At 75.8% G+C, this 11907-nt stretch carries 10 protein-coding genes and 1 riboswitch; of the genes, 4 read left to right on the top strand and 6 right to left on the bottom strand.

Features of this window, described 5'->3' with window-relative positions; genetic code table 11:
• The first annotated feature begins 28 nt into the window (after nt 1–28).
• Nucleotides 29–1033, top strand: coding sequence for a hypothetical protein (locus G8D98_RS11140; protein ID WP_166103042.1), 1005 nt, complete (start codon nt 29–31; stop codon nt 1031–1033).
• Between the two features lie 12 nt (nt 1034–1045).
• Here the strand turns inward: G8D98_RS11140 and G8D98_RS11135 are convergent, their stop codons facing one another.
• Nucleotides 1046–2074, bottom strand: coding sequence for a GNAT family N-acetyltransferase (locus tag G8D98_RS11135; protein WP_166103039.1), 1029 nt, complete (start codon nt 2072–2074; stop codon nt 1046–1048).
• A gap of 55 nt (nt 2075–2129) precedes the next feature.
• Nucleotides 2130–3398, bottom strand: coding sequence for an ArgE/DapE family deacylase (locus tag G8D98_RS11130; protein WP_166103037.1), 1269 nt, complete (start codon nt 3396–3398; stop codon nt 2130–2132).
• Between the two features lie 66 nt (nt 3399–3464).
• Between G8D98_RS11130 and G8D98_RS11125 the strand changes: the two genes are divergently transcribed.
• The gene (locus G8D98_RS11125) at nt 3465–4391 is read left to right on the top strand and encodes a cation diffusion facilitator family transporter (protein WP_166103034.1); all 927 of its coding nucleotides are present in this window, start codon (nt 3465–3467) and stop codon (nt 4389–4391) included.
• A gap of 61 nt (nt 4392–4452) precedes the next feature.
• Nucleotides 4453–5916: an MDR family MFS transporter gene (locus G8D98_RS11120; protein ID WP_229661968.1), complete on the top strand. Its 1464-nt coding sequence runs from the start codon at nt 4453–4455 to the stop codon at nt 5914–5916.
• 16 nt (nt 5917–5932) lie between these two features.
• Here the strand turns inward: G8D98_RS11120 and G8D98_RS11115 are convergent, their stop codons facing one another.
• Genes G8D98_RS11115 through G8D98_RS11105 form a run of 3 tightly spaced genes read right to left on the bottom strand, consistent with a single transcriptional unit; the run spans nt 5933 to nt 10167 of the window.
• Nucleotides 5933–7180, bottom strand: a complete 1248-nt coding sequence (locus tag G8D98_RS11115) for an MFS transporter (protein ID WP_229661969.1) — start codon at nt 7178–7180, stop codon at nt 5933–5935.
• Nucleotides 7181–7204: 24 nt separating this feature from the next.
• On the bottom strand, nt 7205–9460 hold the full coding sequence (locus G8D98_RS11110; RefSeq protein ID WP_420813544.1) for an ATP-binding cassette domain-containing protein: 2256 nt from the start codon (nt 9458–9460) through the stop codon (nt 7205–7207).
• 5 nt (nt 9461–9465) lie between these two features.
• Nucleotides 9466–10167 carry an ECF transporter S component gene (locus G8D98_RS11105; RefSeq protein ID WP_166103032.1) on the bottom strand — a complete coding sequence of 234 codons (702 nt, stop codon included), beginning with the start codon at nt 10165–10167 and terminating at the stop codon, nt 9466–9468.
• 63 nt (nt 10168–10230) lie between these two features.
• A riboswitch (TPP riboswitch) is annotated at nt 10231–10333 on the bottom strand.
• A gap of 85 nt (nt 10334–10418) precedes the next feature.
• On the opposite strand from G8D98_RS11105, the gene G8D98_RS11100 reads away from it, so the two are divergent.
• A complete protein-coding gene (locus G8D98_RS11100; RefSeq protein WP_166103028.1) occupies nt 10419–10694 on the top strand; it encodes a DUF4235 domain-containing protein in 276 nt (91 codons plus the stop codon).
• Here the strand turns inward: G8D98_RS11100 and hutI are convergent.
• Nucleotides 10675–11901 carry an imidazolonepropionase gene (gene hutI, locus G8D98_RS11095; protein WP_166103025.1) on the bottom strand — a complete coding sequence of 409 codons (1227 nt, stop codon included), beginning with the start codon at nt 11899–11901 and terminating at the stop codon, nt 10675–10677. The two genes, G8D98_RS11100 and hutI, sit on opposite strands and share 20 nt — an antisense overlap.
• Between the last annotated feature and the right edge of the window lie 6 nt (nt 11902–11907).

Here is an 11907-nt window from a genome sequence, read left to right as displayed (position 1 = left end):
GCCCGGCAACCTCGAGGGGAGCACGAGAATGGGACGACGCAGGACGCTGGCCATGGCCCTGGCGGCGACGACGCTGGGCGGGCTCGTCGCCGTGGCGGCACCGCAGGCCGCCTTCGCGGAGGACGCGATGTGCCGGACCACCCGGGGGGACTCCGACTTCTACCCCGGGCCCTCGGCGAGCGCGACCTACGACAGCACGTTCCACAACAGCGTCGAGGTCCCGGCCGGCCTGCTCGAGGGCCGGTACGTGCCGCAGGGGCTCGCGTACTGGAACAACTGGAACGGGACGAGCGAGGACATCCTGCTCATCTCCGCCTACCACGACGGCAACGGCAATAAGGACCCCGACGGCCCCAGCGCGATCTTCGGTGTCGTCCTCAGCGGTGACCGCCGCGGCACCGGCCTCGGCCGGATGCTCATCCCGACGACGCACGCCGGCGGCATCGCCATGGCCGGCGGGTACGTCTACGTCGGTGGGGAGGGCCGCGTGCGGTACTGGTCGGCCAAGGTCGTGCGCAACCACCTCAAGGGAGCGAACTCGAGCAGCACCGTCACCCCGAAGGACAGCCACGGCGTGCGCGGCAAGGCCTCCTTCCTCGGCCGGCAGGGCGGGAGCGTCTGGATCGGCGACTTCGACTCCGACTCCCACCAGCACATGTGGCGCTACAAGCCGAGGGACGACGGCTCGCTGCGCTACACCGACACCAAGCGCTGGGTGCCGAGGAAGACCCAGGGCATGGCCGTCATCGGCAAGAAGTTCGTCTTCGGCACCTCCGAGGGTCGCTCGGACCGCAGCAACGTCTGGGTCCGCCCCACCTCGTTGACGACCGACATCACCGACGGCACGTCGTTCTGCATGCGCGCCCCGTCGATGATCGAGGGCCTCGCCTACGGCACCTCCAACGGCAACGCCCACCTGTGGGCCGTGTACGAGAGCGGCTCCTACACCTACCGGGACTCGGTCAACCCGATCAAGAACATCCACTGGGCCGACGGGTCGACGCTCGCGGGTCTCTACGGGAAGGCCGACTGAGCCCCCGGCCGCTCACAGACCGATGTCGCGGTGCCAGGACTGGGTGCGGTAGTCGGTGACCCAGCCCATCGAGGCGTAGAGCCCGTCGGCCCCCGTCGGGCTGTCCGCGTCGACCTCGAGGCCGACCCGGTTGCGCCCGCGGCGGGCAGCGTCGGCGATGACGGTGCGCAGCAGCGACTTCGCGACCCCGCGCCCGCGGGCGCGGCGGTGCACCCCGATGTAGTCGACGTAGCTGCCCTCGACGCCGTCCGCGTCGGCGCGCAGCACCGAGGAGACCACCGCGCCGGCCGGGCGGGGCCCGTCGTCGGTCTCCACCGTCGCGAGCCACCAGTGGTCCCACCGGTGGCCGGGGTCCTCGCGCAGCCGCATGACGAACTCGGGGAAGCTCTCGCGGTAGGAGCTGAAGTGGTCCTGGAAGGACTCCTCGAGCACCCGGTGGACCGCCTGGAGGTCCTGGGCCACGGGGAGCCCGTCCTCGTGGCGGTCGACCGGCCGGATCTCCACGCCCTCGCGGGGGCCGGGCAGCCCACTCGCCTCCTCCGGCGTCACCGGGCGGGTCATCTGCAGCCAGGTGCGGGTCTGCTCGTACCCGGCGTCGGCCAGCCAGCGCTGCTGGCGCGGGTCGTCGGCGTACGCACCGGAGTCGAGCAGCGTCGCCCGCAGCCCGCGCATCGTCGCGATGTCCTGCGCGTACCGCTCGGCACACGCGAAGAGCCGGCCGGCGAGCGCGGAGGCCTCCGGCTCCGCCAGCGACGGCGTGACCGTCAGCTCGACGAGGGTGCGCCCGCCCGCCCGGTCGTGGACCGACAGCCACGCGAGCAGGTGGTGGTCGAGGTCGCGGACGAGGACCTGCCGCCGCGTCCACGACCCGATGCCGACGAGCTGGCCCAGCACGGCCTGCGGGTCGACCGCGGCCGAGCCCTTGGCGGCCCGCTGGTGGTCGGCGAGCAGGGCCGCCACGTCCGCGGCGTCCTCCGCCTGCGGCGTGCTCGTGGCGTAGTGCTCCGGCAGCCCGTCGATCGTCACCTCGGCGTCGCTCATGGCTCTACTCTTCCATTCTCCGCGGTGACCGACCGGGCCAGTGGGGTGCTCCGGCTCAGTGCGCCTCGAGCCGGCGGACCGCGAGCACGGTGAGAGCGCGCGCGACCGCGACGACCTGCGCGAGGTCGACCGACTCGCGGGTCGAGTGCGCCAGGCGGACGTCCCCCGGCCCGAACTGGAGGGTCGGTACCCCGTCGCCGGCGTAGAGGCGCAGGTCGGAGCCGTACGGCGCCGCGCCGGTGCTCGGGAGCGGCATCCCGACCGCGGCCGCCGCTCCGGCCACCTCGTCGGCGAGCGGGTGCCCCTCCGGCAGCCGGCCGGAGGCGAACCGCCCACCGGGCCAGGTGACCCGCGGCGGGTGGTCCCGCAGCCACGGGTCGCCGGCGGCCGCCTCGGCGACCGCCCGTTCGAGCTCCGCGGCGGCGGTCCTCGTGCTCTCGCCGAGCACGACGCCGAGCCGTCCCTCGGCGGTGAGCAGGTCGGGCACGCTGCTCGCCCAGTCACCCGCGTGGACCGTGCCGACGGTGATCGCGTACGGCAGGGGCGTCTGCTGGAACAACGGGTCCGGGTCGGCGTTGCGCGCCGTCTCGAGCGCGCGCAGCGCCTCGTGGACGACGAGGAAGGACTCGAGCGCCGACTGCCCCTCGAGGCGCGTGCTGCCGTGGGCCGCCCGGCCGGGGACCTCGATGCGGAAGGTCAGGGCGCCGGCGTTGGCCGTGAGCAGCCGCCCGGCGGTCGGCTCGGTGATGACGACCGCCTCACCCGTGTGGCCGCGCCGGAGCGTCGCGAAGGCCCCGAGACCACCGTCCTCCTCGCCGACCACCGAGTGCAGGGCCAGGCGGCGCTCGGTCCGCACGCCGGAGCGTGCCAGGGCCTGCGCCACCGCGAGGTTCACCGCGACCCCGGCCTTCATGTCGCACGCGCCGCGCCCGTGCAGCCGGCCGTCCTGCACCTCGGCCGCGAACGGGTCGTGCGCCCACGACCACCGGTCGCCGACGGGGACGACGTCGACGTGCCCGTTGAGGACGAGCGCGGGCTCCCCCTCCCCGGGGGTCGTCCCGACGAGGCCCCAGGCCTCCTCCCGCGGCGCCTCCGTGCCCGGGAAGGCCGGGTCGGCGCGCAGCTCGTCGAGGTCCTCGGCCCACAGGTCGACCTCGAGCCCCGCCGCCCGGTAGCGCTCGGCGAGCAGGTGCTGCACCTCCCCCTCCTCGGCCGAGCCGGTGACGCTCGGGACGCGGACGAGCTCGGCGAGGGTCTCCACGAGGGCGTCCTCGTCGAGCGCGGCGAGGACGCGCTGCTCGGTCTCGGACGGCGGAGCGCTCATCGCGGCACGGTAACGCGGGGGGTAGCGTCGAGGGGGACGACGTCCACCGCCTGGAGGAGGGGAGCCATGGGTGCCGGCCACGGGCACGCGCCTCGGCCCACCGGGTCGCCCGGGAGCCACGCCGGCGGGGCCCACCGCTGGCGGCTGCAGGTCGCGGTCGTCCTCGTCACCGCCTTCTTCGTCGTCGAGCTGGTCACCGGGCTCGTCGCCGGCTCGCTCGCGCTGCTCAGCGACGCCGGCCACATGGCCGCCGACGTCGTCGCCCTCGGTGCCGCGCTGGTGGCCACCCGGATCGCCACCCGTCCGGACGCCACGGGCCGACGCACCTTCGGCTCCTACCGGGCGGAGGTGTTCGCCTCGGGACTGGCGGTCCTGCTCATGCTCGGGGTCTCGGCGTACATCGTCCTCGAGGCGGTCGGTCGGGCCGGTGAGGAGCCGACGGTGGCGACCGGCGCCATGCTCGTCGTCGGAGCCCTCGGGCTCGCCGTCAACCTCGCCGCGATGGCCCTGCTGCGCGGTGGCGCCGGCGAGAGCCTCAACGTCAAGGGCGCCTACCTCGAGGTGGTCGCCGACACCGTCGGGTCGGTCGGCGTGGTCGCCGCAGGCATCCTCGTCAGCGTCACGGGGAACGCGGTGTGGGACACCGTCATCGCGCTGGCCATCGCCATCTTCGTCGCCGTCCGGGCCGTCCTGCTCGGCCGGGAGGTGCTCGCCGTCCTCGGCCAGCACGCGCCGGCCGGCATCCACCCCGAGCAGGCCGAGGCCACGCTGCGGTCGGTGGCCGACGTCGTCGACGTCCACGACCTGCACCTGTGGACCCTCACCTCGGGGATGCACGTCGCCACCGCGCACCTCGTGTGCGCCGACGGTGCCGACCCCGGCACCGTCCTCGCCGACGCCGGTACGCGGCTGCGCGAGGAGTTCGGGATCGACCACGCCACCCTCCAGGTCGAGCCCCGGGGCGCCCGCTCGTGCGTCGAGACGAGCTGGTAGGGGGCCGTCCACCCCTCGGACCTGGGGGAATGCGCCCCCGCACGTGCCGGTTGGCCCTGCGGTGACGACCCCCACGACGGCCCGCGTCCCGCGGGCGAGCGTCGGCCTGCGCAGCGAGCGGGGCCCGGTGCTGCTCTCGGTGATGCTCAGCACCGGCCTCGTGGCCATCGACGCCACGATCCTCGCCGCCGCCGTCCCCGCGGTCGTCCGCGACCTCGGGGGCCTCTCGCAGTTCCCGTGGCTGTTCTCCGTCTACGTCCTGGCCCAGGCGGTCTCGATCCCGGTCTACGGCAAGCTCGCCGACCTCGTCGGGCGCAAGCCGATGCTGCTCGCCGGCATCGCCCTCTTCCTCACGGGCTCGCTGCTGTGCGGCCTCGCCTGGTCGATGGGGGCGCTCGTCGCGTTCCGCGCCGTCCAGGGCCTCGGCGCCGGTGCCATCCAGCCGATCGGGATGACGATCATCGGTGACATCTACTCGGTCGCCGAGCGGGCCACCGTCCAGGGGTACGTCGCGTCGGTGTGGGCCGTCTCCTCGCTCGTCGGCCCGACCCTCGGCGGGGTGTTCGCCGACTACCTCTCGTGGCGCTGGATCTTCCTCGTCAACCTCCCCCTCGGTGCGCTCGCGGCCTGGATGCTCGCCCGGCGCTTCGCCGAGAGCCCGCGCAGCGCGAGCGGGCCGGCCCGGTTCGACGTGCTCGGCAGCGTTCTGCTGCTCACGGGCACGGTGGCCCTGCTCGTCGCCCTCCTCGAGGGCGGCGTGCTGTGGCCCTGGGGGTCCGTGGCGACGGCGGCGCTGGTCGCCGGCGCGGTGGTCCTGCTCGGCGCGTTCGTCGCGGTGGAGCGGCGCGCGGCCGAGCCGGTCCTGCCGCTGTGGGTGTTCTCCCAGCGGGCGGTCTCGGGTGCCATGGCGGCCTCCCTCGTCGTCGGCGTCCTGCTGCTCGGGCTCACCTCGTACGTCCCGCTCTACGCCCAGGCGGTGCTCGGGACCGGGGCCGTCGTCGCCGGGTTCACACTCGCGGGGATGACCGTCGGCTGGCCGATCGCCGCGGCCTCCGCCGGTCGGCTCTACCTGCGCGTCGGCTTCCGCCGCACGATGCTCCTCGGGGCCGGCGTCGCCGTCCTCGGCGGGGCGGGGCTGCTCCTCGTGCGTCCCGACGGGCCGGTCCTGCTCCTCGCGGCACCGTGCTTCGTCCTCGGCCTGGGTTTCGGCCTCGTCGCGAGCCCGTCGGTCGTCGCGGCCCAGTCCTCGGTGCCCTGGGCGCGCCGCGGGGTCGCCACCGGCGCGACCATCTTCGCCCGCTCCCTCGGCAGCGCCGTCGGGGTGGCGGCCTTCGGGGCGGTGGCCAACACGGTCGTGCGCGCCCGCCTCGGCCACGCCCCGAGCGACCTCGAGTCGCTGCCCGCCGACGTGCTGGGCCCCGCCCTGGACACGGTGTGGGTGGTGGCGGCGGCGATCTCGCTGGCCCTCTTCCTCTCCGCGCTCGTCATGCCCCGCGAGGTGCACGAGGTGGCGCGCGAGCCCTGAGCCGCCGGCCGCTGCGTCAGCGGGCCCGGACCACCTCGTGGGTCTCGCGGGCCCGCAGCCACGGCAGCACCGCGAGCAGCGTGATGCCGCCGGTGACGCCGAACGCGAGCCCGAAGCTGCCGTGGTCGACCATCGTGCCGGCGATCACGGGCCCGACGATCGCCCCGGTGTCCTGGGCCATCTGGACGGCGGCGAGCGCCGGGCCGCCGTTGCGCTCGCGGCCGACGACGTCGGCGAGGCTCGCCTGCTGGGCCGGGTTGAGCGAGCCGGCCCCGAGACCGGCGGCGGCCGAGAAGGCGAGCAGCGTCGGCAGGTCGCTCGCCAGCCCGGTCGCGGCGGTGAAGACCCCGGAGACGAGCAGCCCGGCGAGGACGAACGGCTTGCGGCCCAGCCGGTCCGAGGTACGCCCGGCGATGGTCAGCCCGACCGCATTGCCCACCGCGAAGACGGCCAGGGCCGCGCCGGCGACGAGCGACTGGTGGGTCTCGCGGGTCGCGGCGTCGAGGCTCCGGTCGACGATGACGGCGGCCGCGAACAGCGGGAGGATCGCGTTGCGCACCCCGAAGTTGCCCCAGCCGTTGGCGAACGCCGACCCGACGGCCGCCCGGTAGGCGCTGTCCCGCCAGCCGTCGCGCACCGTCATCGCCGGCAGCACGGGTGCCCCCTCCCGGGGGCGCAGTGACGCGTCCTTGAGGAACACGAAGACGATCGAGGCCGCGAGCAGCAGCGCGACGGCGTAGACGAGGAAGGGCACGCGCAGCCCCAGCCCGCCGAGCAGGCCACCGACGACCGGCCCGCCGACGCCGCCGATGAGGAAGGCAGACGCGTACGCCGAGGACACCCGCGCTCGGATGGAGGGGGGCGCGAGCCGGACGATGAGCGCGACCGCCGAGACGGTGAACATCACCGACCCGACGCCACCGAGGCCCCGGAAGAGCAGGAGCTGCCAGTAGCTGCCCGCGAACGCGGTGGCCCCGGTGGAGACCGCGACGATGACGAGCCCCGCGAGGTAGACCGGGCGCTCCCCGAGCCGGGCGATCAGCCGCCCACCCGCGGGGGCGAAGAGCAGGCGGAAGGCCGCGAACGCGCTGACGACGACGCTGCTCGCGGTCGCGCCGACGCCGAAGCTCTGCGCGAAGGTCGGCAGGACGGGCGTGATCAGCCCGAACCCCAGGGCGATGACGAAGGCCGCCGCGATGAGGACCCATATCTCGCGCGGGATGCGGACCCGTGCGTCGGGGGTCGTCACGGGCTCGGCGGACACGATCCACCAGTATGCCCGCCGCGCTCAGCGGGCCACGACGGCGACGACGAGCGGGACGGTGGCGAGCACGACCAGGGCGGTGTCCGCCCGGCGCCACGGAGCAGGCGCCCACCACGTCCGGCGCTGGGCGGTGGCGAAGCCGCGGGCGTCCATCGCGACCGCGAGGTCGGCGGCCGCCCGCAGGGTCCGCACGAGCAGGCCCATCGTCAGGGCGGAGACGTGCGCGAGCACCGAGGCCGGGTGAGCGGAGCTCACCCCGATGCCCCGCACCCGGCGCGCACGCGCGATCTCGCTCCACACGGCGCCGAAGGAGCTCACCCGCTGCAGCGCCGCCGCCGTCGCCACGACCGGGCGGTCGGGCAGCCGTAGGCGCTGTGCCAGGTGGTCACCGAGCCGGTCGGGGTCCAGCCACGGGACGAGCACCGCCGAGGGCACGACGATGGCGAGCACCCGCAGGGCCACGGTGAGCGCGGCGTCGACGTCGTGCCCGGCAAGCCACCAGGTCGACCATCCGACCGAGAGCGCGGCGAGCACACCGGGGACGAGGCGCAGGCCCACGGTGCGGGCTCGCCCTCGCGGCGCCGGCCCCTCCCCCGGCGCCGCGAGGGCGACCCCCGCCAGGACGGCCTGGCTGGCGAGGACGGCGAGCGTGGTGTGCCAGTGCGGCGAGAGCACGCCCGCGGGGATGCCGAGCACCGCCGCCGCGAGCAGCGCCAACGGCCCGCAGCGGGCCGCGAGCGGCGTGCGCCCGGCCGGCGGACGGGCCGGGCGCGGCGGTGCCTCGACCCGGTGGACGGCGTCGGCCCGCTCGACGACCGACGCGTCGTGGGTGGCGGCGACGACCGCGCCCCCGCCGCGCCGGTAGGCCGCGACGAGCCCGACGACCGCGGCCCAGGTGTGCCGGTCCTGACCGACGGTCGGCTCGTCGGCGAGCAGCGCCGGCGGCCCGTGCAGCAGTGCCGCGGCCACGGCGAGGCGTCGCTGCTCTCCCCCGGACAGCTCACGCGGGTCGGCCTCGGCGAGCGGCCCGAGGCCGAGGGCCTCGAGCAGCCCGCGGGCGCGCTCGGTCGTGGCCGGGTCGTCGCGGCCGAGGGCCCGCGAGGTGGCGCACACCTCGTCGAGGACCCGGTCGGCGACGATCGTCGAGCTGGCCCACTGGGGCACCCAGGCGAGCGCGGCCGCGAGCTGCGCCGGGCGGAGCCGACCCGGCGCGTCCGGGCCCCCGGGGCCCTGCACGGTCACCGCCGCCTGCGGAGCGGTGTCGAGGAAGCCGGCGAGGGCCGCCAGGAGGGTCGACTTGCCCGAGCCGCTCGGCCCGACGAGCGTCGTCAGGCTCCCCCGCTCGGCGGTCAGCGGCTCGGCGAGCTCGGCGGCGCGCGCGGTGCGGGCGCTCCCGTCGAGCAGGCGGGTCGTGCGCTCCACGGCGAAGGGCACGGCCCGAAGCGGCGGCGCGTCACCAGCGAGGGCAGCGGGCTCGGGGCGGCACAACGCCGGGTCGACCTCGAGCGGCGTCGGCGCCGGCGCCCCGGGCACCCAGATGCCCATGTCGAGCAGCTCCTCCCGGCGGGCGTGGAGGACCTCGCCGACCGGGCCGTCGGCGACCACCCGGCCGTCCCCGGAGAGCACGACGAGCCGCTCGACGAGGTCGACCCACGGCGCGAGGACGTGCTCGACGACGACGAGCGTGCGTCCGCCCTGCGCCGCCACCGCGGCCACGGCGGCCCGGACCTCGGCCGCGCACCCGGGGTCGAGCATCGCCGTGGGCTCGTCGAGCAGGACCACCGCGGGGTCGAGCGCCAGGGTGCCTGCGAGCGCCAGGCGCTGGGTCTGCCCGCCGGAGAGCGCCGAGGTGGGGGTCTCCAGGTCGAGGTCGCCGAGCCCGACGGCGGCGAGCGAGCGCGCGACGACCGGCGGCATCGACGCCGGCGGGGCGCCGACGTTCTCCAGCCCGAACGCCACGTCGCGGCCCACGGTCGCCGCGACGACGCCGGCCCCGGGCTCCTGGAGGACCAGGCCGACGGCCCCGGGGCGCGCCCCGGGGGCGGCCCCGTCGAGGGTCACCCCACCGGTGAGCTCACCGGCCTCGGCCGAGCCGAGCAGCCCGGTGAGGGCGCGCAGCAGCGTCGACTTGCCCGACCCCGACGGCCCGACGAGCAGGACCCGCTCGCCGGGCGTCAGGGTGAGGTCGATGTCGCGCAGGACGGGCTCGCGGCGCCCGAACGGACGCCACGTCAGCCCGGAGACCTCGACCCGCCCCCGGGTCGTGGTGGTCACGGTCATCGGGCTCACACGGCCCGCGACTCCCGCTCCTCCTGCCCCGGCGGGAACGCGCCGAGCGCGCCGGCGCGGGCGAGCGCGCGGGTGACGAGCCACCCCACGGCACCGGCGAGGACGATGCCGGAGACCGCCATGAAGCCGAGGTAGGCGAGCTTGTCACGCATGAGCCACTCGGCGGCCCAGCCCCCGCCGTCGGCGAACACCGACAGGATCGGGACGTCGGCCCACGAGGACGGGAAGCGGAAGACCTCGAACACCCACTCCAGCGGCTGGCTGAGCAGCCCGGCGAGGGCGGCGGCGGCCAGGCCGAAGGCGCGGTAGCCGAGCAGCGCGAAGGCGATCTCGGCCCCGAGACCCTCGAGGACCCCGGAGACGAGGACGGTGGCTCCCCACTCCGTCCCGGGGATCATCGAGACGAGGGCCGCGACGACCTCGCAGAACAGTGCGGCACCGGGGCGGCGCACGACGAGCCCGCCGATGACGCCGGCGAGCAGCCACGGGCCGGTGAACAGCCCCATGGCCGGGGCGTACCCGATCTTCAGGGCGGTGATCGGCCCGTTGTAGAAGATCCCCCACCCCCAGAACGCGACGCCGAGGGCCGCGCCGAGGAAGGCGATCGTGAGGATGTCGACGGTACGCCAGCCGAGCAGCGGGCGGGTCGCGGTGATCGAGCGCCGGCGGGCCGGCGCCTGCGTGCTGATGGTGGTCATGCTGGGTCTCTCCTGTCATCGATGACCAGGAGGAGGCGTGCCGTCACCGGTCGGTGACGAGCACGCCTGAGATTCCCGACTCCCTCCGCCGGTGCTAACCGGTTCAGGTTCGAGGGTCTGCGGCGAACCGCACTCTCAGCGCTTGGGCGCTCCCCTGTCGTTGGACTTCCCGAGCATAGCGCCGTGCGGGTTACAGTGGCGAGGACGGGTCGGGCGACCGCCTGACCTGCGCCGATGCCAAGGAGTCATTCGTGGGAACGATCGCCTGGAAGATCCTCGGGACCGGCGGCCCGATCCTCGCGGGGATCCTCGCGACCAAGGTCGTCAACCTCGTGTGGGCCAAGACCGGCCAGGACGAGATCAACCCGAAGAACCCCGACGCGCCGGTGGTCAAGGCGCTCGCGTACGCCGCCGCGATGGGCCTGGCCGTCGGCGCCGCGCGCACCCTCGCCGAGCGCAAGGCGGCCGAGTACTACCGCCACTCCGCCGGGCACCTGCCCAAGGACATCAAGGCCGAGCCGGTCTGACCCCCTCGCCCCCGCCGGGCAGCTCGAGGGCGGCCGCCAGGGGCATCCCGGGCCGGTAGGCCAGGTGCTCGTGCGACGGCGCGTCGAGCACCGCGAGGTCGGCCCGGGCACCGACGGCCACCCGCCCGACGTCCTCACGGCGCAGGGCGCGGGCGCCGCCGACCGTCGCGGCCACGAGCGCCTCGGCCGCCGTCATCGCCAGCTCCCGCACCGCGAGCGCGACGACGAACGGCATCGAGGCCGTGTTGCACGTGCCCGGGTTGCAGTCCGAGGCGAGCGCGAGCGAGACCCCGGCGTCGAGCAGCCGTCGCGCGTCGGGGTAGGGCATCCGGGTCGAGAACTCCACCCCGGGCAGCAGCGTGGCGACCGTGGTGCCGGCCGCCTGCGCGAGGGCGTCGACGTCCGCGTCGGTGAGGAACGTGCAGTGGTCGACCGAGGCCGCGCCGAGCTCGACGGCCAGCCGGGCGCCGGGGCCCGGACCGAGCTGGTTGCCGTGCACCCGCAGCCCCAGCCCGGCGTGCCGGCCGGCGAGCAGGACCCGGCGCGACTCCTCCTCGGTGAAGGCGTGCGGGCTGGTCGGCTCGCAGAAGACGTCGACCCAGCGGGCGTGCGGGGCGCAGGCGGTGAGCATCGGGCCGGTGACGAGGTCGAGGTAGCGCCCACGGTCGGCCCCCGGCGGGACGACGTGCGCCCCGAGGAAGGTCGTCTCCGACGTCACCTCGGCGGCCAGGCGCAGGGCCCGCTCCTCGTGCTCGACGTCCAGCCCGTAGCCGCTCTTGACCTCGAGCGTCGTCGTCCCGAGCGCCCGGGCCTGCGCCACGCGCCGCGCGAGGAGGGCGCGCAGCTCGGCCTCCCCGGCCGCGCGGGTCGCCGCCACCGTGACCCCGATGCCCCCGCCGTCGTAGGGCTCGCCGGCCATCCGCGCGGTGAACTCCGCGGAGCGGTCGCCGGCGTAGACGAGATGGCTGTGGCTGTCGACGAACCCGGGCAGGACGGCCCGCCCGGCGAGGTCGGTCATCGTGTCGGCGGCGGGTGCCGCCGAGGCGTCGCCGACCCAGCCGACCACCCCGTCCTCGACGACGAGAGCCGCGTCCGTGCGCAGCCCGAGCCGGTCGGCGGCACCGAGGGAGCGGTCCGCGACCGGCGTCGCGCCGTCCGGACCGGCACAGGTGACGAGCTGGCCGATGCCCGTCACGAGGTGCGCCACGCCCCC

The sequence above is a fragment of the Phycicoccus endophyticus genome, from assembly GCF_011326735.1.
Lineage (GTDB): Bacteria > Actinomycetota > Actinomycetes > Actinomycetales > Dermatophilaceae > Phycicoccus > Phycicoccus endophyticus.
The sequence above is the reverse complement of the archived record's forward strand: the minus strand, read 5'-3'. Positions and strand labels throughout refer to the sequence as shown.